We start from the raw sequence: 24,338 nt of genomic DNA on the forward strand, positions 1-24,338 counted from the left end.
ATAACTAATAACTAATAACTGATAACTGATAACTGATAACTGATAACTGATAACTGATAACTAATAACTGATAACTGATAACTAATAACTAATAACTAATAACTGATAACTGATAACTGATAACTGATAACTGATAACTGATAACTGATAACTGATAACTGATAACTGATAACTGATAACTGATAACTGATAACTGATAACTGATAATACCGTGTTCTCACTCCCCCAAACCAGTCAAAGACAAAAAGAAATCCTTGAGATAGTTCTCGGCAACGGTTGGGACTATATGCGCGGGGTTTTAACCCTAGGAAAAACAGAAAATCCCCAGATTCCCACCCCAGAAGTTCTCAAAAAAATCCTCGTGGAATTGGGGCCTTTTTATGTCAAATTGGGACAGTTACTTAGTACCCGTCCCGATCTGCTACCTGCTAATTATATCGAGGCTTTAACTGCCCTACAAGCGCAAGTTCCTCCCGTTGCTTGGACAGATATAGAAATAGTCATCACCGAACAGTTAGCAAAACCGATCGAACAGGTATTTAAATATATTAATCCCCAACCGATCGCCGCAGGCTCGATCGGGCAAATTCATCGGGCAACTTTATTATCTGGGGAGGAAGTAGCGATTAAAGTCTTGCGTCCGGGGATTGAAAAAATTGTCGCCCAAGATAGTGCCTTAATTAAGGGAATTGCTGATTTAGTTGCCCTCACAGAATTTGGTCAAAGTTACGACGTTGTTAACTTAGCAGAGGAGTTTATTAAAGCAGTTAATGCGGAATTAGATTTCACCCAAGAAGGTCATTATACTGACCAATTACGCTATAATTTAACCCAGAGTCGGTGGTCAGAACCCAAACAGTTAGTTATTCCTAAAATTTATTGGCACTTAACTAATTCCAAGCTATTAGTGTTAGAATGGTTAGAGGGAAAACAAATTTTAGAGGCCGATGTTTCTAGACCAGCAACTGAGCAAGCAATTTCCCAAAGAAAAAGCGAAATAACTAGGATTTTGTTTCGGTCATTTTTTCAACAAATTTATATTGATGGCTTCTTTCATGCCGATCCTCATCCGGGTAATATTTTCTATCTTGACGATGGTAGAGTAGCTTTAATTGACTGTGGTATGGTGGGCAGATTAGACCCGCAAACTCAACAAATTTTAACAGAATTGTTATTAGCAATTGTTGACTTAGATGCGAAAAGATGCAGTCAGCTAACTATTAAACTATCCGAGTCAGTAGTCCCGATTACTTTAGTACAATTAGAGGTGGATTATGAGCGGATGCTGCGAAAATATTATAACCTCAATTTAAATCAAATTAACTTTAGTGAGGTGGTTTATGAACTTTTGCAAATTGCCCGTCGCAATAGAATTAAACTTCCGGGTAATTTAGGTTTATTCGCCAAAAGTCTCGCTAATCTAGAAGGAACTGCCCGAAAATTTAATCCTGATATTAATATCCTGGAAGAAGTCAAACCGCTATTAACTAATATTCTCGAACAACAGTTAATCGGTAGCACTCCCCTACAAACTGCCCTAAGAACAGTTTTAGACTTGAAATCTTTTTCCCTGAAATATCCCCGTCAAATCGAAGTTTTACTAGATGGTTTAACCTCGGAAACTTTAAATGTTAATCTGAAAATTCGCGACTTAGATAATCTCCGTCGCAGTTTAGATAATTCCGCCAATCGACTAGCTTTTAGTGTGATTATTGGTTCCTTAATTATCGGGGCCGCCATTGTCACAGCCAGCACCCAATCTCGGCAATTAACTATTATTAGTACCGTATTATTTGCTACAGCTAGTTTTATCGGTTTATGGTTAGTTGTCGGTATCCTGCGATCGGGAAGATTGCGCTAGAAATTATCGCGATTAAATTAAGATTTGTTGTTGTAAAAATTTCGCCCACCGACTGGCCAATTCAACTTCAGTAAAGGGAATTTTTTCAGGCGATCGCTCCTTAAAAATAAATTCTAGGCAAGGGGAACCTTGGGGGGGAAGAGCATCTAAATCCACCACTTGATTATTAACTAGCAGACGGATTTCTTTGACCTCCTCTAGGGAAAAAGTTTGTAAATTAATCACTCCCTTACGAGTTGGCTTTCCCCAAGTGATAATTTTATCTTTTTGACCTAAGACAGAATATATATCATACTTAGCTCGCTCGAAGTTTTCCGCCCATACTCGATAGATTTCCACTTTTTGGTATTCATTCCAACCACTCCAAGCCAACCAAATAAATAGAATTAATAAAGGTGTCCACAATAACCCGCGTTCCATAAACTATCGCCCCAAAATACCAGTCAATTAATCGTATTTTATGCTAAGTGGGTGGGTGGAATTAAATATAAGATGAACGTAGGTTGGGTTGAAGCATGAAACCCAACGCCCGCATGGGTTACGCTACCGCTAACCCATCCTACAAATAATTGTGCCTCCCTACTTAATTGGCAGCAAGGGATTATACTAGGGTTTGCGGCAAAAAGTTTTTCGGTGGTGGCAGGGTGTGGGGTGTGGGGTGTGGGGAAGGAAACCTCTTTCATCTGCGGTGGTGAAAATTTTTTCATCGGGACTGACTTGCTGATTCGGAAAAAAAGGGCAGACAAAAGCCCACCCTAGGATTAATAATTAGTCAATCAAACCTTAGACATCGTAGTAGAGAGAGAACTCGTAGGGGTGGGGACGTAAGCGCATCGGGTTAACTTCGTTATCGAGTTTGTAGGTGATCCAGTTTTGGATAAAGTCTTCGGTAAAAACACCAGAATCGGTCAAGAAAGCGTGATCTTTTTCGAGACTTTCCAGAGCTGCTTCTAGAGAACCGGGGGTAGAGGGTATTTTTGACAATTCTTCGGGGCTGAGTTCGTAGATATCCACATCGAGGGGTTCCCCTGGTTCAATTTGATTTTTAATCCCATCGATACCGGCACAGAGCATGGCGGCAAAAGCGAGGTAGGGGTTAGAAGTGGCATCAGGACAACGGAATTCTAAACGTTTGGCTTTTGGGTTGCTTCCCGATAAAGGAATCCGAATCGAAGCGGAGCGATTACCTTGGGAGTAGGCCAGGTTTACAGGGGCCTCAAAACCGGGGACGAGACGCTTGTAAGAGTTGGTGGTGGGGTTAGTTAAAGCTAAGAGAGCGGGAGCGTGTCTAAGCAAACCACCGATGTAGTACAGTGCCATTTGGCTAAGTCCGGCGTATTTATCCCCAGCGAACAGGGGTTGACCATCTTTCCAGATAGACTGGTGAACGTGCATCCCGGAACCATTATCACCAAAGATGGGTTTGGGCATAAAGGTGACGGTTTTACCGTATTTCTTGGCCACGTTCTTAATGCAGTATTTATAGGTCATCAAGTAGTCGGCAGCCCGTACTAGGGTAGAGAATTTAATCCCTAGCTCGTTTTGACCACCAGTGGCGACTTCATGGTGATGTTTTTCGATGGGAACTCCGCAGTCGGCCATGGTTAAGAGCATTTCCGTGCGGATATCTTGAGAGGTGTCGGTGGGACTAACGGGGAAATAACCCTGTTTGTAGGCGGGTTTATAGGCAAGATTTCCTTCTTTTTCGTCTTTACCGCTATTCCAACGACCTTCGACACTATCCATGTAGTAATAGCCCGAGTTGGCGGTTTGGTCGAAACGAGCGCTATCAAAGAGGAAAAATTCCGCTTCCGGTCCAAAATATACGGTATCACCTAAACCGGTAGTGCTAAGATAATCGATCGCTTTCTGAGCAATAGAGCGAGGATCGCGGCTATACCATTCACCGGTTCTCGGTTCTTTGATGCTACAGATCATACTTAGGGTAGGTTCCTTGTAGAAGGGATCGATCCAAGCAGTGGTAGGATCGGGAACCATGGCCATATCGGATTCGTTAATTGCTTTCCAACCGCGAATACTGGAACCATCGAAGGCAACACCATCACTGAAAGAGCTTTCATCGATTTGATCGTAGTAGAACGAGCAATGTTGCCAAATACCTGGCATATCAATAAATTTCAGGTCGATAATCTTAATATTGTTGTCCTGAATCATTTTCAAGACTTCTTGTGGCGTTTCGGGCATGGAAAACTCCTTTGACGTATGGATCAGTTCTTAAGCTTCTCAAAAAATCCATCCTAAACAGTCACTTTGGCCGGTTTTGTATTTTTCGATACAAAATCTTGAATCCTAGCTTGAAAAAATCTGTAATTTCCTTGGTCTGCCGCAAAAGCTAACTTGGCAGCAAATCCTGAAGCAGCGGAAGGAGATTTTGAGGACGATAATTGGGATCAGCCTTAAGTCGTTCGACCACACTACCATGAACGGCAACTTTTGCCGATTTTATCGGTCGCCATGCCTCGCCACCTAAAGCATACAAACCGGTCACTCTATTATCAAATTTAGTGGTTGGCTCTGGTTTAATCTGGAATTCCTCACCATACTTTTCAGTTAAATCAAACTCCAATCCTAACTTTTTAGCCTCGTCGATCATCCATTTTAAAGTACAATCCGATAGCCCCCGATATTTTTCGGTTCCCCCACCAATACAGCCATGTTCACCGGCAAAGAACACTTGTTGGACTACTTGTTCGGGATTTTTTTCATTTTTCTCCATGGCAGTGGAAGGAAAACTTTTGCGTTTCTCATCAATGGCAACTGCATGAAAGGCATTTTCCACAATCGGACTTAGTCTGGCATCGAAAAATTCATACTTCCGATTCCAGAGTTTATCCAAGGATAGCCAAGGCACCACATCAGGAACACCTAATGCTCCCACCGTATCCCAGCACCCTAACATTTTGATAGGTACACGATACTGTAAATAATCTTGTTCGGTATCTATCTTTTTGCTGTTATCTTGGCGGAATTTTTGATATTCTGGAGCATTTGGACTAATTTTAAAATTTCGATAAAGCTGATAAGCTTTAGGCAATTCGCGGATCTTGGAACGACTCAATAAACCACATTTATAGATCATACCTGCTAAACAACGAACTATATAGGCCCCCCGACTAAAGCCCACTAGGTAAATTTCGTCTTCAGCCTCTACATTATAATTCATACACAAAAAGCGATAGGCATCTTGAATAATTCTGTCAATTCCCCAGCCAAAGGCACCCCCGCCTAAACGTTCGATTAAATTATCATCTTCTGCCGTGCCAGATCCTGATATATAATGGACAATCTGTGGCGTTTGATCATCGGCGCTGTGTTTAACTAAGCGGGCAAATTTGACCACATTCGTAGGATAGGAACTTGCCAGTTGATTCCAAGTCCCATCACAGCAAACAACTAAACGTTTTTTCTTGCTTGTATGGGATGGTTTAGTAGGTTCGCTATTGTCGGCCCCAGATAATTGTGAATCTTTCCGGTCCTCTTTGTCGGTTGACTGGATTTGATCTCCTTTGTCGCTAGTTACAGATAGTTCGGGTTTTGCTGGAGTGGCGATTGAACCACCTACCTGACCTAATTCTACCGGTTGAGATAGTTGAGTTTGAATCGGCAGTTGCTCTTGCTGCCAAGTGGCACCATTAATTGTGCCTTTATTGTCATTACTTGTTTGATCTTTAGCGATATTTTCTGAACCTTCATTGAGAGGCCAATATGCTACTAATCCGGTTTCATTTCCTTTTAATCTCTGGTACATATCCCTTTGCAGCTCCGATTCCAGTCGGGCGGTATTCCACACCCTCACTTCCGTCATTTGACCTTCAAAGTAACCATCATTAGTCCAGTTACTCTTACCTATATAGTTTAGGGTTCGGTTTAGGTTATCTGGAAGGCTTAATTGTTTACTTTGGATTAATTGACCATTTTTATACAATTTGGCCATCCCCGACTGATCAATGGTAGCTCCTATATGAGTCCACTTACCAATTTCTAAGACATTTGCGGCTTCTAAGATGTGATGTCCATTGTTACAATACAGATGTAGTCCTAGGGCGTTAGATGTTCCCACATTTCCCAAAACAATGTTATTTTTCCCGGCTCCATTCCCGAAATCAATAATTCTTGACCAAAAGCGCCAACTCTGGTGCTGTACCCAAGCTTCTACGGTAAACCCCTGGGAATAGTCGGTATTGGCAGCGGGCAACTGTATATAATCATCTATTCCATCAAATGTCAGAACAGATTGGCCTGTAACTTCAGATTGTTGACTGCTATTCATCGAAAAATTGGGTCTGAAACCCCCTCCTTTTAGAACGTTTTTAATTTGAATACTAGCGCATTTACACGATATAGGCTAGAATGTGATGCCATTTTTCTAAAGTAGTGGCAGAGATGGTTAATTCCCCACCCCCCCTGCCCTACCCCGACATCGGGGGGGTCGGGAGGCAAGGGGAGGCGGGGGTGAGGGACACGAACCAAGAAAAATGGTATAACTGCCAATCCAACTTGAAAAACCCAGTTAGGTATTGTCCCACAACTTGCCAATCCTAGAGCTTTTAAACGGGATTTAGTCTAACAAAGCCCATAGACAACAGCTTATCTGGCTGACGACCGGCGGCTAAAAATTAACCTTGCAAGAAAACTTAACAATTGGCCAAGAAACTCGATCGAGTAGGTAGAATAGCAAGTAAATCATTTTGTAAACTCCACCCGATTAACTAACCAGAATAGAGATAACCAAGAACGCCTGTGATAGATAAAAGACGCACTACTCGCGATCTCCCCCAAATTAACGAAAGAATCCGCTTTCCTGAAATCCGCGTTATCGATAGCGACGGCTCTCAACTAGGAATTATTACTCCTGCCGAAGCTTTGCGCGTGGCCGAAGAAAAGGAACTTGATCTAGTCCTTGTCAGTGAAACGGCAAGTCCTCCCGTTTGCCGGATTATGGACTATGGCAAATACAAGTTTGAACAGGAGAAAAAAGCCCGCGAAGCCAAGAAAAAACAGCATACAGCCGATATAAAAGAAGTTAAAATGCGCTATAAAATCGATGAGCATGACTACAACGTGCGAGTCAACCAAGCGCAACGTTTTTTAAAAGCGGGAGATAAGGTAAAAGCGACGATTACCTTCCGAGGCCGGGAAATTCAACACTCTAACCTAGCGGAAGAATTACTGGCGCGCATGGCCAAAGACTTACAGGATGTGGCTGAGGTACAGCAAGCGCCAAAAAAAGAAGGTCGTAACATGATGATGATGTTATCGCCGAAAAAATAACTAAATAATCCAGAAAAAGGGGCTAAAACCCCTTTTTTGTTTTTCAGAAATCCCCAAAGGAACCCAATCATTTGAAACAAATGTATTAACCAGATTTTGACTCAATTCGGCGAATTGCCACCACTGCCGGCCGGGGAGGTTGATTAACTTGACCACTAGGCCAATTCGACCCTAGGGGTACTTGTCGTATTTGTTCAAATTCCTGCCCATTAGTGGTTTTAAGGGCAAATTTACGGTTTTCAAAGGCCAAATCCCGACGAATTCCCCCCGCTTCCCCCGGATGTTGTACTGCCAAAAATAACGTCTCTTGGTCGGGAGTAAAGTACAATCCCGTTAATTCCGCATCCATGGGAGCGATAGCAAAAGGATAGGGATGCTCTTGACCCTTGGCAAACACCCAAGCGCTATTATTACCAAAAATCCCCAATAAATCCCGTTGACTAACCGGGACTCCTTGGGGATAACGAGTTTTCATCTCTCGATTTAACCCACCCGTGGAAATGTCGCTAACCATCCAGAGATTTCCCTGTTTATCGAAAGCGAGGTTATCGGGATTAGAAAAACCCTCACCTTTCTCTGTCGGTTCCCCTCCATAAGCGACCACATCCCAACGAAAACTTAAGGAAGCAGCATCGTTGTTATCTTCCCTTAAGCTGATAATCCAACCAAATTCGTAGGGTATTTCGCCATTTGGTCCCTTAAATATCTCCCTATCGGCTCCTCCCTCCGCTTCACTGGGACTACCAGAGGTAAAGGTTATATATAAAGTGCCATTCTCGTCCACTTCCGTATCTTCTGGCCGACCAGTACAAGTGATCCCAACTGCGTTAGCGGCAAAATGAGCATCGATGAGAATTGCTCCCTGTTTTTCCGTCCCATTACCTTCATACAGGTCTGCGAGGGTCTTATATTTAGCTTTGTAGGCTAGAATCTCCTCATCGTCCTTAAATAGCAGTAATTTAGTCTCATTGGCCGTTCTTTCGGGATTTGGCAAAGCTACCACCCCATCCCCGCGACTAGCGGCAATTTGACTCGGTAGGACCGGATTTATCTCCGTGTCGGGATTTAATGGTATCCAATAACCAGTTTTATCGGGGTTGAATTTCGCCCCGTAGAGCATTCCTTTTTCTAGGAGTTTTGAGTTATTTTTCTGCTTAATATCGCTAATTTTGCCCTCGGAAACGAATTTATAGATATGACCGCCTCTGCGATCGCATCCCGAATAAACTGCCAAGGGTTGCCCCGTCCGAGCGAGAAAAGCGACCGCTTCATGGCGAAAACGCCCTAACCAAGTGTGTTTTGTGCCGTAATCGTCGGGATTGGCCGGATCCACCTCCACCATCCAACCGTATTTATTTCCCGCTAACCCAAAGACGTTACCCCGGCCATCCACTTCCCCACTATTGAGAATAAAGGGAGTAGTATCGGGATGCAAAGAAGAACCATCTTTTAACACTACCTCCGTCACTTGGTCTTGAAAGTTCTCCTCGGCACTAAATACGGTTCCCCAGGGAGTTGTTCCCCCGGCGCAATTTTGAAACGTTCCGATAATTTTTGCCCCTAATCCGTCATCGTAGCCAAGTTTATCGGTTTTGGTAAAAATTGCTACAGCAGGACCGGTCGCTTTTAGGTAACGGCCGTCCTTTAGTCCAGAGATACCGGTAATGCGGCGATCGGCTTTACTATAGGTACGTTGCCATTTTCCTGTTGCATCTTTCGCCAGGGAAATTACGCCAATTCCCTGATCAATTAAACCTTCTAGGGATATTTCCGCAATTTTTGCCTTTAAGCTGGCATCTTGCAGGCTATAGGCGGCAATTTCACCCTTTTCGTTCGTTTTTTCCCGTACTTCCTTGACGGGTAGGGTTTTACCAATCACTTGTTCAAAGGTTTGTAGCCAAGTACGACCACTGATATATTCAAAATTAACGGTTAGATAACCTTGACCCCCACTGGTTTCGATAAAAGATAGATAATCATTGTTATAACCGAAACGGGAATCACCCACTGCATCCCCCCACTGGGCCAGCACATCATAGGTGAATCCTTGCGGAAGAACGAGATCATCTAGGACTGTATAGGTTTGATAGGCACTTTTTTGGCTTTCATCGCTCATCCCGTCAATTTTTAAGGGAATTGGCAGTTTGACTGGGACAAAGTTGAAGCCGAAATTATTAGCAGCGATCGCAGGACTGCTAATCAGAGAGGAATATTTTTTCTCTTGCAGACTGAAAAAAGAGACACCAGCAGTGGCAGTTAAAAAGGTGAGGAAATTACGGCGAGAAATACTCATATTTTCATTAATAAAGTCAAAACTGATACTCGGACTTTGATTAGGTTAAATTTTATTACAGACCCTTGACATAGGGATTATACAGTATCCAAGTTATGACTAAGTTAACAGCCAGTTAAAAAGCTCTCCTGCAAAAATAAAAAATCTTCCGTTAGGTGAGGAGATTCGGAGACAGGAGCAGAAAAAAGAGGTAAGAAAATCCCATCCCTCCCTCGGACATTAGATCAAAGTTTATTTCTTGCTTTAGTTGCTGCCGAACATTGATTTTAAGATCATCTCGGTAAATTCTCTCATCGGAACCAAGCAACTGGGAGAAATGTTATTTTCTCAGGCAAATCTGAGAGGATTATCTAGAAATATCTATATTACATTTCACCCATCGGTATGCTTTACCGAAATACTGGTTAGATGAAAAACAAGCAAGACAAGCTTTATTAAAACGCGGTGAAACAGTAAACAGTGATCAGTAAACAGTAAACGGTTGTAAGCTGATAGCTAGATTGTCAGTTAACAGAAATCGATGCAAAGTTCACTGAAAAGGATCATCATCGGGGCGAGTTTTTTTCTCGCTACGGTAGTCGGGGCAACTATCGGTTATATGGCCTACGGTTGGAGTTTTCTCGATGCCGTTTATATGGTGATTATCACCATATTTGGGGTAGGTTTCGGGGAAGTTAAACCGATTAACACACCCAGTCTGAGAGCTTTTACCATGTTAGTTATCGTCTGTGGGACCACCTCGGCCGTTTATGTGGTGGGGGGGTTTTTTCAGATGCTGACCGAGGGAGAAATTAACAAAGCCTTTAGCGATCGCCGGATGAATAAAGAGATGGAATCCTTAGAAAATCACGTCATAATCTGCGGTTTTGGGCGCATAGGACGCATCCTAACGACTAAATTGGCAAAAACAGCCCAATCCTTTATTATCGTCGATAATAACCCCGATCGCATTGGATTAGCTCAGGAAAAAGGCTACTTAACTCTTAATGGTAACGCTACCGATGAAAGCATTCTCCAAAAAGCCGGCATCGACAAAGCGCGAGTTTTAGCGACGGTATTACCCGATGATGCCTTAAATGTCTTCATCACTTTAACCGCAAGAGAACTCAGTCCGCAACTATACATTATCGCCAGGGGAGAATATCCCAGCACCGAGAAAAAATTAAAACTAGCCGGAGCCGATCAAGTGGTCTTACCTGCTACCATTGGAGCGGAGAGAATGGCCCATTTAATCACCCATCCGGCCGCAATCGATTTTTTACAGGAAGATGAAGGTAGGCGCAATCTCAACGAATTATTAGCCGATATCGATATGCAATTTGAAGAATACTCGATTTTAAGCGATTCGCCCTTTTTGGGACAACCTATCAGTCAGATGGAAGTGCGGGGACAGGGTGCTTTTATTATCGTCGCTATCCGTCAATTTGATGGTGGTGTCATCACCCATCCCGACCATTCCACCATTCTACAGCAAGGCGATACGGTCATTTTATTAGGTCATCGGGGCGATGTTCCCAATTTTGCCCGTCGTTATGCCTTGCGTCGAGAAATGCGCTATCGAGGGTCTTCTTGGTAGGATAGTTACCCAGAAAAAAGTTGAGCTTTTCTGGAATTAATTTCGCTGCCGATGGAGATAAGACTAACTCACTAATTATCTCCAGGGACAGCTATGAAATTAACCTATCGCGGCATTGTTTACAAGAAAAATCCCACTGCCACCGTTGCATCCAGTCCGCTGATTTTAGGCTATCGTGGTGTTCCCTATTTAAAAACCCGTGGTGTCGTTCAAACCATTGAGAAACTGGTAGCCGTTACCTATCGCGGTCAAGCCTATAATATCACTCAGTCTTTAGCTTCTTTGCCCATGTAAGAACCCTCTTTAAGTTTTTAACTTCTAGTTCTTTTTCAATCAATCTCTTTTAAATATTGTCAATTAATGATCACAGCAATTACCTTAAATGGATTTTATCTTCCCCCTTGCTCAAAGGGGGATTTTTTTACTTGTTTTTGCTAACAAAGAATATATATTCATAGTTAAGCAAATTAATTACAGGCAGTTCCCCAGTCCTGGTGTTCCCCCTTTCCAGATTCTGAATTTAATTTTGTCGAACTGCTGATGGTTATCAGTTTTTTGTAGAATAGGGAGATTGAGAAAACGAACATCTGCCATTATGACAAGATTCCCTTTGACTGGTCGCTACTCTGGTTTATGCGTCTTGCTCACTTTATTCTGGTTAAGCGGTCAATCTTTACCAGTGCGAGCGGAAAAAATCTATAATCCCGTCCCCCTCATCCTCAACAAAGAAATTAACGATACTCTCACCGACAAGGATATTCCCACGGGTGAGGGGGGGTTTGCCAGAGATTATACCGTAGATTTGGACAAGGATGATCAGGTGGCCATCGATCTCAAGTCAGAAAATTTTGATGGGGTGTTAATTCTCCTGGCTGACGATGGTTCCACTGTAGCAGAAAATGACGATGGTCCCGATGGTGGCACTAATGCCCTCCTCTTTGCGCGCATTACCGAGTCGGGTAAATATATTATTCGGGTGAGAGCTTTCGGAGAAACCGGTGGAGGAAAATTTACCCTGAAATTAACCCGTTTACGGGCCGTGGAGGGCAAAAATTAGCTAATTATTCTCAAAAAAACCAAGAAAAGAGCCTCTGTCCACTCCACCACCGCACCGTAGGTATCGCCGGTGTGACCCCGAAGACGACGATATAACCAGTAACCAGTAAGCATAGCGAAGGCGATTCCAGCACTAATGGCGATTATTCCCCACCTTAGACCGCCAAATAGGGCGATTAAACCCCAAATTACTCCCCCACAGTCCCAAGGCAGACAAAAAGCCACTTTATGAAAGGCTCCCTTACCGGTGGGTTTGAGGTAGGGATAAAGAGCGATCGCCATTACTTGCCCCCAACGTCCCCAAATTGGTGCTAAAATTAGAGCTAAGGCTCGATTATCGCTTAAATCGGTCAAAGCGGCGATTTTTAGCAGCAAAACCATAGTCACGGCCATGACTCCAAAGGCCCCAGTAACACTATCGGCCATAACCGCTAAACGACGCTGGGGGTCGGTGACAGCTAAACCATCGGCCGTGTCACTAACTCCATCAAGGTGTAGTCCTCCCGTCAGATAAACCCAAACCCCCACAAGGACAACTGCACGAGTCAGGGGTGGCATTCCCAGACCAGCTAGAGTTATATCGAGCAAAACCAAAATTAAACCCAAAAATAAGCCCACTAAGGGAATCCATCGGGCAATTCTGCCAAAATCAGGCCAGGCAATCGGAACCGGAATAATTGTGTAAAAAGCGATCGCGCCTAAAAATGAGCGAATTTCTTGACAAATGAAGTTAAATATGGTAGTAAATCCCTCCCCAAATTCGCTCCCGTAATGGGATCGTTTCTCATAAAGATGAAGTATAACCTAATTTTGTATCGGCCACCCTGTGGGATTTTCAAAACATGAGAACGCCTATAATAATTCGGCATAACACGGTTACTTGTCATTTTATAGGAAAAGTTCTTGCGATCGCTCTATAGGAGAGTAATAGGCGGAAATTTTTTAAAAAATGCGTATTTGGCGTGATATGTGGAAAGTTTCCGTATATTATGTAGTTAGACCGCAGTCTTTTAGTGGTAGCGGTTCTGTCTGCCTTGGGGCTGCAATTGGCAGCAGGTTGAGTTCATAGCTGTGGCTAAAATATGAAAAAGAAAATACGACAATTTATTCGACAACTAGGTTTCGACATCGTTAAGTACTATCCCTCAGCATTTGATCGAGCTAAGGCGATTGATGCTCAACGTAAAGGCTCACGATTTTTGAAGCTATTGACCCTCTATGAAGTTGACTTGGTTTTAGATGTAGGAGCAAACATTGGGCAATATGCTCAGGGTCTTATTGAAATTGGGTATCAAGGTAAAATTGTTTCCTTTGAGCCTCTCTCATCTGCTTATGAGAAGCTAGTTATTGCAAGTAAGAACTACCCTAACTGGGAAGTTGCAGAACGTTGCGCGGTTGGCAATACAACTGGTGAAGCCACAATTAATATTTCTGGTAATTCTGAAAGTAGTTCAATACTGGGTATCTTACCTGCTCATGTAGACGCGGCTCGTAGATCAGCTTACATTGATTCTGAAGTAGTCAAGGTGAGGCGGTTAGATGAACTAGTGAGCCACTGCTTTTCCAATTTCCAAGCGCCGTTTCTCAAAATTGATACACAAGGGTATGAAGATAGAGTTCTGCAAGGTGCATCAGGAATTCTACCCTCAATTAAAGGAATGTTTTTAGAAATGTCTTTGGTTCCTCTATATGAAGACCAAGTGCTGTTTGAGGAGATGCTAAGCAATATTAATGAAATGGGGTTTTCCCTTTATAACTTGACTCCTGGATTTTATGATTATCGTACAGGAAGACTGCTTCAGGTAATGGGGACATTTTTTAGAGATAAGGAGCAGTTTTAGATGAGATCACTTTGAGTGTTTTCACCCACCGGCTATTGAGTGCGATCGCCGTAGGGTGCGTTCCCTAATGTGGCTCCTACTGCTCCAGCGATCGATTTTTGGGGAACGCACCCTGCACATTTTGGTGTAGGTCGTTGGCGATAACTCTATGATGCGGGGAATTGTTGATCAAAACTGTGAGGCGATATCCTGTATAGTTAACTGTGTAGCGATTGTCATCCTTCACCTATGACCACTCTCCCCCCCGTTAATGCCGCTAGTGACATAGAAAATCGTAAAGCCGAACATTTGCGAGTTTGTCTGGAAGAAGACGTAGAATTTAGCGAAATTAGCAGCGGATTAGAGAAATATCGCTTTAATCACTGCTGTTTGCCAGAACTAGACCGCAGTGATCTTAATATCGCTACTAGCTTTTTGGGCAAAAGCCTCGGCGCCCCTCTGTTGATTTCTTCGATGACCGGGGGAACTACCTTAGCCCATCTAGTCAATACTCGACTGGCAACCGTCGCCCAACGTTACCGTTTAGCTATGGGGGTTGGGTCCCAACGTATCGCCCTCGAACAGCCAGAATTAGCCGCCACTTTTTCCGTTCGCCATCTCGCCCCCGATATCCTACTTTTGGCCAATTTAGGGGCAGTACAGTTAAATTATGGTTGTGGTGTGGAAGAATGCCTCAAATTAGTCGATTTATTAGAGGCTGATGCCCTGATTCTTCATCTTAATCCCCTGCAAGAATGGGTACAATCGGGAGGCGATAAAAATTTTCGAGGACTCCTTGACAAAATCGCCCTTGTCTGCTCTAAATTGCCCGTTCCTGTGGTGGCCAAGGAAGTGGGTAACGGCATCTCCGGGGCAATGGCTGAAAAGTTAATAGAGGCGGGGGTGGCGGCGATTGATGTGGCGGGGGCTGGCGGTACTTCTTGGGCCAAGGTGGAAAGTCAAAGGGCAAAAGACAAAAAACAGCGTCATTTAGGTCAAGTTTTTGCCGATTGGGGTTTACCCACAGCCGATTGTATTACCTCTATCCGGGCGATTAATTCTACTATTCCTCTCATCGCTTCCGGAGGCCTGAAAAATGGGGTCGATATTGCCAAAGCTATCGCTTTAGGGGCTGATTTAGGCGGTTTAGCCCGGCCTTTTCTCACCGCAGCCGTGGCATCGGAGGCGGCGGTAGATGAGTTGGTGACTTTTTTAATTGCTGAATTAGAAATTGCTTTATTCTGTACGGGTAATGCTAATTTATCGGCCTTAAAAAATTCCGGTGCTATAACTCACCATTAAGATAAGTAGTCGTGCAAAATTAATTTCCTAGTGAAGATAGGCAAGAGGCAAGAGACAAGAGGCAAGAGGTGGTTAGATATGTGTAATTAATTTTGCTTAGGTACTTAACTGCTGTATCCGAGATTTTATCTCACTATGCGGGAGCGTTTCAGCAGTAAACATTTTTTAGTAAAGTCACTACCAGTTTGGATAATTGAGGAGCTTTTTAGTTTTATCTGACTCTTTTGTTGTTAAAGTAATTAATCTCTTCTTAACTAATAGAAGGTTTTTGCATCATTTTTAACTAATGTAACAAGTAGATGACCTATCCCCAATTATGTGCTAGTCTGGCAATGGATATTACACTACTTAGACTCCCAGTGATTTTCTTAAATGTCAATAGCTAATTAATTACAGCCTTTCTCGTCAAGGTGAAGCGGAGACTAATCCTTACCAATTAGGTGTTTCAGATGCGAGAAAGAACCTCATGTATCTGGTAAACGCTGTATCCACAAGTGAGGAATAGGAAAATGTCTGGTGATAATAAAAACAATAGTTTAATCGTACAGATTATTAGTTCTGTTATTATAGCCCTTCTTGCTGGAGCGACAGCCCCCTGGTGGTGGCAAGAAATTAAATCTTTTTTTGCTCGTAAACCACCGGAACCGTCACTAACACCAATACCAACCCCTACATATACGCCACAAAAAACCTTAATTAATATAGCTTATCTGGGGGATAATTTTGGATGTGTTCTGCCCATAGCTATCAACATTAGTGGTCAATATTTTTATCCGCAAGGAAATTTTTCTACTATAAATAATATTGACTTAGGACAACAAAGATATCAAATAACTGGACAAATTCGTTGTCAAACTATTGGCAATTGTCAAGTCTATGGGGAAGGGTTAATTAATGTAATACCAAATAATACCTACTATGTGATTTGGCAAAATACAAGTATAGGTCAATGTACTGCACGTTTGCAATAACCTTGCTTGTTGCTTGGCAAAATACCAGTATCTTCTTTTTCCTTTTTCCCTTGAAACTGACTCCCCGATGATAGTCTATAAGCTAACGACTACTTACTGATAATTTTTTGAAAATCTCTTTGAATGATAGCGAAATTTTTGTCAGTTAAAAGCGGCACATGAACGAATAAAGCCCTCGGATGATGTTTTAAGACTTGAAAATATAATTCTTCGCAGACAAACTGACCGGCATTATCGCTGATGTAGGTATAGGCAAGCTCTTTGACCAAATCCTGAAGAGGAATTGGTGTCAATAACTTTTTTGTGCTACTCCTAGCCTGAGATTCTAAACTTAAACGATAACGACTTTCTGCCATGCCACAACAAATAACAAAATCGGGGTTTTTGTCTTGAATAGCTTTGATAACTCGTTCACTGGCTCGATGGGTATTAACGGGAAGTTGACGCAAAAATAAAAGCTTTTTTGCATAATTATCTTGAATAGATACTAACAAATCATCGGAGGAATTACTGCGGTGATGGCATAACCAAGGCGCAAAAGAAGTTAAGAGAATTGTCAAGTTATCTCCTGAGGGTTAATTGGGATGATGGAGAAAAAAAGCGATCGAAGGGACAAAAATTGCTACACTAACTGACGTGACCTCAATTAAAGACGAGATTGATAGCCTATGCAACGCCGTAAATTTTTGCTGATTAGTGGCAGTTTAGGCGGTTTTAGCTTGGTGGCTTGCGCTCATCAGATTTTACAGCCCGTTACTTCCAAAAATCCCCCTGAGTCTCCCGTTAAACAAGCACAAAAGGCGAAAAAAGTCAAGATAATCGTCATTAGTGACCTTAATAGTCAATACGGTTCCACTACTTACGATCCCGAAATCGATCGAGCTATCCCCTTAATTATCAATCATAAACCCGATCTGGTTCTCTGTGGTGGCGACATGGTGGCAGGACAAAAAAGCAGCTTGACAGAGGCAGCAATTAACGCCATGTGGTCAGCCTTTGATCACCATATCGCTGCACCCCTGCGAGCTGCTAAAATACCTTTTGCTTTTACCATCGGTAATCATGACGCTTCTGGAGCTTTATCGACGGGAAAATTTATCTATGCTAAAGAGAGGAAATTAGCCCAGGATTATTGGCAAAATCCCCAACATAATACAAGTTTAAATTTTATCGATAAAACTGGCTTTCCTTTTTATTATACTTTCACTCAAAATGGTATATTCTATCTAGTTTGGGATGCCTCCACTCATTTAATCTCTCGGGAACAACTAAATTGGGCGGCAAAAAACTTGAGTAGTAGCGACGCTAAAAATGCTAAAATGCGGTTAGTAATCGGTCATTTACCTCTCTACGGTATTGCCGTGGGCAGAAATCGACCGGGGGATTATTTAGCCGATGCCGAGCAATTAAGAGCCTTTTTAGAAAGCCATCAGGTGCATACTTATATTAGTGGCCACGCTCACGCTTACTATCCGGGTAAACGGGGGCAATTACAATTATTACACGCAGGAGCTTTAGGCAGTGGACCGCGACGGTTATTGAACAGTGAACAAGCACCCAGAAAAACCCTAACAATTGTCGATATTAATCCCAATCAACAGGAAACAGTTTACACCACCTACGACATGAAAACCCAAGAGGCGATCGATATTACCAGTTTACCCCCTTTGATTATGGCTCCCAACGGGCAGGTTTTGCGTCGAGATATTCCATCGGTTAACTAGAAAGGAATTACCCTAATGGCCACTGTCATCAGCACCGTTAATATGAAAGGAGGAGTAGGAAAAACTACCCTTACCGTCAACCTTGCCACCTGTTTAGCTAAATTTCAGCAAAAACGAGTGCTTGTCCTCGATTTAGACGCTCAAATCAGTGCAACTCTTAGTTTAATGTCCCCCCATGAATTTGCTCAACTGCGTCGCAAAAAACGCACTTTAAGCTATTTGTTAGAAGCAATTATCAAACCCAATCCCTACAATAAATTAACTATTGATGATATTATTGTCCCTTCAGTATGTGAAATTCAAGGATTAGATTTACTGCCGGGAGACATCGAGCTTTATGATGAATATGTCGTCTCAGAAACCCTGCACCATCAAGCAATTCTAGAGGAAGATTTAGGCTTTGATCATGCTTGGAATAACCTAGAAAGAATCCTAATTCAAAAAATCATTGACCCCATTCAAGACCGTTACGATTATATTATCATGGATTGCGCTCCGGGCTATAATCTTTTAACTCGTAGTGGTCTATGTAGCAGTCATTTTTATTTACTACCTGCCCGTCCAGAACCCTTATCAATTGTCGGCATTCAGCTATTAGAAAGAAGAATAGTGAAACTGAAAGCTAGTCATCAAGAAACCGAACCGATTAACCCCGGGTTACTCGGTATAGTTTTTATTCTTTCTGGTGGTGGTTTACTCAGTCGCTACTATAATCAAGTCATGCGCCGGGTACAACAGGATTTTCAAGCCCATCAAATTTTTGCTAATGCGATTCCTATGGATGTTAATGTAGCTAAAGCTGTGGATATGTTCGTGCCTGCGGTGGCAGCCATGCCCTCTTCTAGTGGGTCCAAAGCTTTTATGAAACTCACAGAAGAATTCTTGATCAAAACCAAAAAATAGGAGATAATTACTATGGTTATTGAGTGGCTAGAATTTCAAGTTAAACCCGAAGCTAGGGAAAAATTTATCCAAAAAGATCAAGAAATTTGGACAAATTTTTTAGCAAAACAAGCGGGTTTTTTAGGTAAAGAACTTTGGATTAATCCCGCCATTGAGGAGGAATTAATTATCGTTGTCCATTGGCAAACAGAAGAACAGTGGAAAGCTATCTCCAAAAATTTACTCAATGAGACCGAAGCCAAATTTTCCTTGGCCATGGGAAAAGATAATTATCAATTAACCAAAGTCAAGGAATTTCAAGTCAGAAAATTCCGAGAAAATTGTCAGAACAATTTAGTATCTATGCAGCCCGGATAAAAAATCAATTCATCTTTTTGTCCCCTGTCAACCTAGCCAAACTTGTCATGAGGGGCTAAAGTATGCTATAAGCAGTCAGACCCTGCCCTGGTCTTTATTCTTTCCGATTAGGTAAATTACTGATGACTGAAGCTAAACGCGCCCTCATTACCGGCATCACCGGTCAAGATGGTTCCTATCTGAGCGAATTGTTACTAGAAAAAGGCTATGAAGTCCACGGTATCATCCGTCGTACTTCAACTTTTAACACCGATCGCATTGATCATATCTACATTGACCCCCACCAGCCCGATGCTAAATTATTTCTTCACTATGGCGACCTCACCGACGGCACGACCCTGCGGCGTATTCTCGAACAAGTGCAACCAGTCGAGGTGTATAATTTAGGGGCCCAATCCCATGTGCGAGTTAGTTTTGATGCCCCAGAATACACCGTCGATGCTGTGGGGGTGGGGGTCTTAAGATTACTAGAAGCAATTCGGGATTACCAAAAAAGAACCGGCATCGAAGTCCGTTTCTATCAAGCAGGTTCCTCGGAAATGTTCGGGAAAGTCATGGAAGTTCCCCAAAAAGAAACCACGCCATTTTATCCCCGCAGTCCCTACGCTTGTGCGAAAGTTTACGGTCACTGGCAAACGGTCAACTATCGGGAATCCTACGACTTATTTGCCTGTAACGGCATTTTATTTAACCATGAATCCCCCCGTCGTGGAGAAACTTTTGTCACGCGCAAAATTACCCGCGCTTTGGCCCGAATTATTGCCGGACAACAGAAAAAACTCTACCTAGGAAATCTCGATTCTAAACGGGATTGGGGTTATGCTAAGGACTATGTGCGGGCGATGTGGTTAATGTTACAACAGCAAGAACCAGATGATTATGTGGTGGCGACAAATGAAACCTATTCTATCCGGGAGTTTCTCGATATTTCCTTTCAATACGTTAATCTAAATTGGCAGGATTATGTGGAGTTTGATCAACGTTATTTGCGTCCGGCGGAAGTGGATTTATTGATAGGGGATTCCACAAAAGCCAGAGAGAAATTAGGCTGGCAGCCGTCGGTGACATTCGAGGGACTGGTAAAATTAATGGTAGATGCGGATTTAGCGGCTTTGGGGATTAATCTTAATAACGGTGGTGATAGCGGACAGTTATTAAAAGATTTGGCCTATCTTCGCAATCGTTCGATGACAACTGTGGATTAAAGAGGTGAAAATATGCTGAATTTAAGCGAACAGAGAATCGTTGTCACCGGAGGGGCCGGATTTTTAGGTCGGCAAGTAGTTAATCAATTAATTGCAGCGGGGGCCAATCCCGAAAAAATTACAATTCCTCGGTCTAAAGATTGTGATTTAAGAGTTTGGGAAAACTGTCAACGTTTAGCCGACCAAGAAGATTTAATTATCCATTTGGCGGCCCATGTGGGAGGCATCGGTCTCAATCGGGAAAAACCCGCCGAATTATTCTATGATAATTTGATGATGGGAACCCAATTAATTCACGCTGCCTATCTAGCAGGAGTGCAAAAATTTGTCTGTGTGGGGACAATTTGTGCCTATCCAAAATTTACTCCAGTACCTTTCCATGAAGACGATTTATGGTCAGGATATCCCGAAGAAACCAATGCGCCTTATGGTATCGCTAAAAAGGCTTTATTGGTACAATTAGAGTCCTATCGTTTCCAGTATGGTTTCAACGGAATTTATCTTTTACCGGTGAATTTATACGGGCCAGAGGATAATTTTGATCCGGGTAGTTCTCATGTAATTCCTGCTTTAATTCGCAAGGTTTATGAGGCACAACAACGGGGGGATAAACAACTTCCTGTCTGGGGAGATGGTAGTCCAACCCGGGAGTTTCTCTACTCCACCGATGCAGCACGCGGCATTGTCATGGCCAGTCAATTCTATAATGAATCGGAGCCAGTTAATCTTGGTACAAATTATGAGATTTCTATCAAAGATTTAGTCGAATTAATCTGTGATTTAATGGGTTTTGATGGCGAAATTGTTTGGGAAATAGATAAACCAAATGGTCAACCGCGACGCTGTTTAGATACAACCCGCGCTCAGGAAAAATTCGGTTTTGTTGCTCAAATGGAATTTAAAGAAGGTTTGCAAAAAACCATTGAATGGTATCGGCAAAACGCCGCCTAGTCTCGATAGCTGGTGTGTTAGATTAATAACTAACACACCAGATTTTTTTAAGCTTACTGACCTGTAAAATCAGAACGAAGGGTTAATTTTAAATCTTCCTTGGGGTTAATTGACAATAATTCCACAGATTCTCCTCGTAATAACCAGCCGGCTAATACTTCTAATCCTCCTCCTCGTAATAATCCCTCGCTAACTGGTTGGTCAGAAGTAAAGGAAGCGAGGACAGAAGCGGCGGATTTTCCTAATACCGCACCCTGAATAATTTTATCGGGGTTAACTCCTTTAATTAGTCTTTCTAGACGAGTGAAAACTGCCGAAATAGCATCGATAGATTTTTCTTGGGGTTGAGGGGTTTTTAAAAAGATTTTTTGGGATAGAAAACGCGAACCTTGACCGTCAGGTTTAATTTCTCCGATAATCTGACTACCATCGGGAATAATTGTCTGTCCTTGGGAATTTTTGATATTATCGGTGACGGTCAGAGATAAAGAAAAAGTTTCTTGTTTGGTTAAAAGAATTTTTTTCCCTTGCTCGTATTTTACAGGGATGTCTGTGCCGGCAGGAATTAATTGATTATTCCCCAAAAGAATCGGTTTAATTGGGGCGAATTGACGTGCGATCGCGGGAGTCAAGGAGAGGCAGACCACAACGAAAGAAGCACTTAAAAGCATTGTTAATAGGGTCAAAGGATGATGACGACCCTGCTTTTGAAAATATAGCATCTTACCCTTGAGTTTCCTAGTGGGAGCGAATTAAAGACAGAGACGAAAGCGGGAAAAAGTTTGTTTCCAAGCAGGAAAATGCGGGAAAAAGGAGAATTTTAGCAAAAAATAACTGAGATTTCCGACTAATTGCCAGTTGTTAGTTTAGTTGGTCTATTGAAACGCCAAAACTCTTGATTTGTCCGCAGTTCTTAGTTTTACACGGTCAATGGAGAACAATAACTATTTCTGAGCAAATTATAGGTTCACTCCTATCAAAAAAAATCACCCGATCGAATTAAAATCTCTGAAAAAATGTAACAATTGTGACAAAAAACTGAGGGAGTGGGGAATTATGAATTATGAATTATGAAGTGGGAAGTGGTGAGTGGTGCGCTCGTACTAATTTAATACACAGTTTAAATGCAGTCAAGCCAGCTAAAGATAGAAATAGAGAGAGTCAAAGATTGCTAGACTGCTGGGAGTGGATAGCTCAAAAAGTCTCGCCTTTAACCCCATAATCACACAATTAATACTAAATCCGCTGAGTATAGGCTATTTATGAGGACAGGCAAAAGGCAAGAGGCAAAAGGAGGAATAAATAATCAGTCTTTAATAACTGGATTTAGTATAACTTTAATTTTTGCGATCGAGATTGCCGTCACTACCAGTCCCCCATCCCTAGAAACCAAGAATATTCTCCCCGATCACCCGTGAACTGGATGCTGTTGCTAAAATAATCTTCATAGTCCCCAAGCTACCGAAACGAGCAAAGAGAGAACCGCCACTTTATCAATTAATCAATTATGGATTTACTCGAATACCAAGCCAAGGAAATATTTGCTCAAGTCGGCATCCCCATTTTACCTTCCCAACCAATCCACGAACCGGCGGGACTAAAAAGATTAAACATTCCCTATCCTATCGTGCTGAAATCCCAGGTACGCACGGGAGGCCGGGGAAAAGCGGGAGGAGTGAAATTTGTCGCTAATACCATCGATGCGATCGCTGCTGCCCATGCTATCTTTCATTTACCGATCGCCGGAGAATATCCAGAGGTAATCTTAGCAGAAGCCAGGTATAATCCGCAACAGGAGATATTTTTAGCGATTTTACTCGATTATCATCTGCAAAGACCGGTTTTACTGGGTGCGAGTCAAGGGGGAATGGATGTGGACAGTTTACTGGCAACCATGCAAAAAGTGGTCATCGAAGCGAGATTTTCCCCCTATCTCTGTCGGCAATTAGCCGTATCTATGGGTTTAAGAGGGTCTTTGATCGAGTCTATCAGTCAAATTCTCGAAAAAATGTATAGTCTCTTTGTCAGCAAAGATCTCGATATTATCGAGATTAATCCCCTGGGTATCAACGAAGCCGGGGAAGTGATGGCCCTAGATGGCAAAATAACTGTTAATGATGCCGCTTTAGCTAGACATCTCGATCTCCTCGCTTTGACCCCACCCCAATTACAATCCCCTTGGTCGATAATTGATCAAACCGGCCGAATAGCCGTGATTAGCAATGGCCAGGGTTTGATGTCCACTGTCTGGGATGCCTTAGCCAGCAAGGGGGCAAAACTGGCAGCCTGGCTTATACTGGAGGAAAGACTAGAATTAGAGCAATTAAACGAGCAAATAGAGGCTGGTCTGCAACAATTCCAACTATTGTCTAATTTAAAAGTGGTTATCGTTGATATTGTCAGTTATCCCGACTTTGGCCAAAAAGCGATCGAGAGTATTAGCCATTACTACCGCAGTTATAGCCCATTATCACCCAGCCGGGGCAGCGGCGAACGAACGATCCGGGCCACACGACAGGAAAGACAAACCTTGGAACCCCGCTCTTTTCTCAATCCCACCCTACCACAAATAATTTTTCGCGTCCTAGCTGACAGCAAAGCGATCGATCTCAGTCAGAGTTTAGCTGATGTTAACTTTCATTGGTTAGAGTCTTTAGAAGAGGTAGTCACTGCAGCAATTAAATTAGCCTAGAATCAGTGATCAGTTATAATTTGCACGGCTATAACTTGCATTTTTTACTCAAAGACAATAAGGCTCTCCTAGACTGGTTATAGCAAATTAGTAGTTTAAATGAGCCTAACCCCTTAAATAGCCTGGAATCCAACAAAGCAAAAAGCTTTTTTTTGAAAATTGCTTTTTTGAATTCTGGTGAGCCTTTTGGCAGGGCGGCTCTCCCAGCTTTGGTGGGTAAAATGTATTCTAAGATACATTTCTCAAGAGCGAGGGGGTGGAACGAACCACAAAGACACAAAGGACACAAAGATCGATCGATCCTATGTCAATTAAACTTATCACACAGAACCTAG

The 24,338-nt window shown here is 42.5% G+C and carries 23 protein-coding genes; 15 read left to right on the forward strand and 8 right to left on the reverse strand.

Annotated features, from left to right (window positions below):
• Positions 1 to 95 precede the first annotated feature (95 nt).
• Positions 96 to 221, reverse strand: coding sequence for a hypothetical protein (locus tag ACE1AQ_RS20610; protein WP_374809123.1), 126 nt, complete (start codon positions 219 to 221; stop codon positions 96 to 98).
• Here ACE1AQ_RS20610 and ACE1AQ_RS20615 point away from each other — a divergent pair.
• A complete protein-coding gene (locus ACE1AQ_RS20615) occupies positions 212 to 1,861 on the forward strand; it encodes an AarF/ABC1/UbiB kinase family protein (protein ID WP_110545246.1) in 1,650 nt (549 codons plus the stop codon). The genes ACE1AQ_RS20610 and ACE1AQ_RS20615 overlap by 10 nt on opposite strands.
• Positions 1,862 to 1,873: 12 nt before the next feature.
• Here the strand turns inward: ACE1AQ_RS20615 and ACE1AQ_RS20620 are convergent, their stop codons facing one another.
• The 3 genes from ACE1AQ_RS20620 to ACE1AQ_RS20630 form a co-directional block, all read right to left on the reverse strand.
• The gene (locus tag ACE1AQ_RS20620; RefSeq protein WP_110545247.1) at positions 1,874 to 2,281 is read right to left on the reverse strand and encodes a hypothetical protein; all 408 of its coding nucleotides are present in this window, start codon (positions 2,279 to 2,281) and stop codon (positions 1,874 to 1,876) included.
• A gap of 363 nt (positions 2,282 to 2,644) precedes the next feature.
• Complete coding sequence (glnA, locus tag ACE1AQ_RS20625) at positions 2,645 to 4,066, reverse strand: type I glutamate--ammonia ligase (protein ID WP_008206517.1); 1,422 nt, start codon at positions 4,064 to 4,066, stop codon at positions 2,645 to 2,647.
• A gap of 148 nt (positions 4,067 to 4,214) precedes the next feature.
• The gene (locus ACE1AQ_RS20630; protein WP_110545249.1) at positions 4,215 to 6,152 is read right to left on the reverse strand and encodes a phospholipase effector Tle1 domain-containing protein; all 1,938 of its coding nucleotides are present in this window, start codon (positions 6,150 to 6,152) and stop codon (positions 4,215 to 4,217) included.
• Between the two features lie 470 nt (positions 6,153 to 6,622).
• On the opposite strand from ACE1AQ_RS20630, the gene infC reads away from it, so the two are divergent.
• Positions 6,623 to 7,153: a translation initiation factor IF-3 gene (infC, locus tag ACE1AQ_RS20635; protein WP_002797889.1), complete on the forward strand. Its 531-nt coding sequence runs from the start codon at positions 6,623 to 6,625 to the stop codon at positions 7,151 to 7,153.
• A gap of 85 nt (positions 7,154 to 7,238) precedes the next feature.
• Here the strand turns inward: infC and ACE1AQ_RS20640 are convergent, their stop codons facing one another.
• Positions 7,239 to 9,446 carry a PhoX family phosphatase gene (locus ACE1AQ_RS20640; RefSeq protein ID WP_106909150.1) on the reverse strand — a complete coding sequence of 736 codons (2,208 nt, stop codon included), beginning with the start codon at positions 9,444 to 9,446 and terminating at the stop codon, positions 7,239 to 7,241.
• Positions 9,447 to 9,966: 520 nt separating this feature from the next.
• Here ACE1AQ_RS20640 and ACE1AQ_RS20645 point away from each other — a divergent pair.
• The 3 genes from ACE1AQ_RS20645 (at position 9,967) to ACE1AQ_RS20655 (ending at position 12,079) form a co-directional block, all read left to right on the forward strand.
• Positions 9,967 to 11,022 carry a TrkA family potassium uptake protein gene (locus ACE1AQ_RS20645; RefSeq protein WP_008206521.1) on the forward strand — a complete coding sequence of 352 codons (1,056 nt, stop codon included), beginning with the start codon at positions 9,967 to 9,969 and terminating at the stop codon, positions 11,020 to 11,022.
• Between the two features lie 93 nt (positions 11,023 to 11,115).
• Positions 11,116 to 11,316, forward strand: coding sequence for a DUF4278 domain-containing protein (locus ACE1AQ_RS20650; protein WP_008206522.1), 201 nt, complete (start codon positions 11,116 to 11,118; stop codon positions 11,314 to 11,316).
• A gap of 301 nt (positions 11,317 to 11,617) precedes the next feature.
• Positions 11,618 to 12,079 carry a PPC domain-containing protein gene (locus tag ACE1AQ_RS20655; RefSeq protein WP_002766150.1) on the forward strand — a complete coding sequence of 154 codons (462 nt, stop codon included), beginning with the start codon at positions 11,618 to 11,620 and terminating at the stop codon, positions 12,077 to 12,079.
• Here the strand turns inward: ACE1AQ_RS20655 and cobS are convergent.
• On the reverse strand, positions 12,076 to 12,816 hold the full coding sequence (gene cobS / locus ACE1AQ_RS20660) for an adenosylcobinamide-GDP ribazoletransferase (RefSeq protein ID WP_110545250.1): 741 nt from the start codon (positions 12,814 to 12,816) through the stop codon (positions 12,076 to 12,078). The genes ACE1AQ_RS20655 and cobS overlap by 4 nt on opposite strands.
• Before the next feature lie 344 nt (positions 12,817 to 13,160).
• On the opposite strand from cobS, the gene ACE1AQ_RS20665 reads away from it, so the two are divergent.
• The 3 genes from ACE1AQ_RS20665 to ACE1AQ_RS20675 all read left to right on the forward strand — a co-directional run bounded on the left by ACE1AQ_RS20665 (position 13,161) and on the right by ACE1AQ_RS20675 (position 16,171).
• A complete protein-coding gene (locus ACE1AQ_RS20665; protein WP_008206524.1) occupies positions 13,161 to 13,919 on the forward strand; it encodes an FkbM family methyltransferase in 759 nt (252 codons plus the stop codon).
• 228 nt (positions 13,920 to 14,147) lie between these two features.
• Positions 14,148 to 15,200, forward strand: coding sequence for a type 2 isopentenyl-diphosphate Delta-isomerase (gene fni / locus ACE1AQ_RS20670; protein WP_008206525.1), 1,053 nt, complete (start codon positions 14,148 to 14,150; stop codon positions 15,198 to 15,200).
• A 509-nt stretch (positions 15,201 to 15,709) separates the two neighbouring features.
• Entirely contained in the window at positions 15,710 to 16,171 is a 462-nt protein-coding gene (locus ACE1AQ_RS20675) for a hypothetical protein (protein WP_008206526.1), read from the forward strand.
• A gap of 89 nt (positions 16,172 to 16,260) precedes the next feature.
• On the opposite strand, the gene ACE1AQ_RS20680 is transcribed toward ACE1AQ_RS20675, so the two are convergent.
• Positions 16,261 to 16,731 (reverse strand): pyroglutamyl-peptidase, encoded by a 471-nt coding sequence (locus ACE1AQ_RS20680; RefSeq protein WP_008206527.1) that lies wholly within the window; start codon positions 16,729 to 16,731, stop codon positions 16,261 to 16,263.
• A 108-nt stretch (positions 16,732 to 16,839) separates the two neighbouring features.
• On the opposite strand from ACE1AQ_RS20680, the gene ACE1AQ_RS20685 reads away from it, so the two are divergent.
• The 5 genes from ACE1AQ_RS20685 (at position 16,840) to ACE1AQ_RS20705 (ending at position 21,311) form a co-directional block, all read left to right on the forward strand.
• Complete coding sequence (locus ACE1AQ_RS20685; RefSeq protein WP_008206530.1) at positions 16,840 to 17,895, forward strand: metallophosphoesterase; 1,056 nt, start codon at positions 16,840 to 16,842, stop codon at positions 17,893 to 17,895.
• 15 nt (positions 17,896 to 17,910) lie between these two features.
• Positions 17,911 to 18,798, forward strand: coding sequence for a ParA family protein (locus ACE1AQ_RS20690; protein ID WP_008206532.1), 888 nt, complete (start codon positions 17,911 to 17,913; stop codon positions 18,796 to 18,798).
• A gap of 12 nt (positions 18,799 to 18,810) precedes the next feature.
• Positions 18,811 to 19,155, forward strand: a complete 345-nt coding sequence (locus tag ACE1AQ_RS20695) for a TIGR03792 family protein (protein WP_008206533.1) — start codon at positions 18,811 to 18,813, stop codon at positions 19,153 to 19,155.
• A gap of 122 nt (positions 19,156 to 19,277) precedes the next feature.
• Positions 19,278 to 20,360 (forward strand): GDP-mannose 4,6-dehydratase, encoded by a 1,083-nt coding sequence (gene gmd, locus ACE1AQ_RS20700; protein WP_106909148.1) that lies wholly within the window; start codon positions 19,278 to 19,280, stop codon positions 20,358 to 20,360.
• Between the two features lie 12 nt (positions 20,361 to 20,372).
• Entirely contained in the window at positions 20,373 to 21,311 is a 939-nt protein-coding gene (locus ACE1AQ_RS20705; protein WP_110545251.1) for a GDP-L-fucose synthase, read from the forward strand.
• A gap of 53 nt (positions 21,312 to 21,364) precedes the next feature.
• Here the strand turns inward: ACE1AQ_RS20705 and ACE1AQ_RS20710 are convergent, their stop codons facing one another.
• Positions 21,365 to 22,033, reverse strand: coding sequence for a hypothetical protein (locus tag ACE1AQ_RS20710; RefSeq protein ID WP_008206540.1), 669 nt, complete (start codon positions 22,031 to 22,033; stop codon positions 21,365 to 21,367).
• A 540-nt stretch (positions 22,034 to 22,573) separates the two neighbouring features.
• Here ACE1AQ_RS20710 and ACE1AQ_RS20715 point away from each other — a divergent pair.
• Both ACE1AQ_RS20715 and ACE1AQ_RS20720 read left to right on the forward strand, forming a co-directional pair.
• On the forward strand, positions 22,574 to 22,729 hold the full coding sequence (locus ACE1AQ_RS20715) for a hypothetical protein (RefSeq protein WP_008206542.1): 156 nt from the start codon (positions 22,574 to 22,576) through the stop codon (positions 22,727 to 22,729).
• Between the two features lie 89 nt (positions 22,730 to 22,818).
• On the forward strand, positions 22,819 to 24,003 hold the full coding sequence (locus ACE1AQ_RS20720) for an ATP-grasp domain-containing protein (RefSeq protein ID WP_008206543.1): 1,185 nt from the start codon (positions 22,819 to 22,821) through the stop codon (positions 24,001 to 24,003).
• Positions 24,004 to 24,338 lie beyond the last annotated feature (335 nt).

Origin of the sequence: Microcystis sp. BLCC-F209, assembly GCF_041928595.1 — a bacterium.
Taxonomy (GTDB): domain Bacteria; phylum Cyanobacteriota; class Cyanobacteriia; order Cyanobacteriales; family Microcystaceae; genus Microcystis.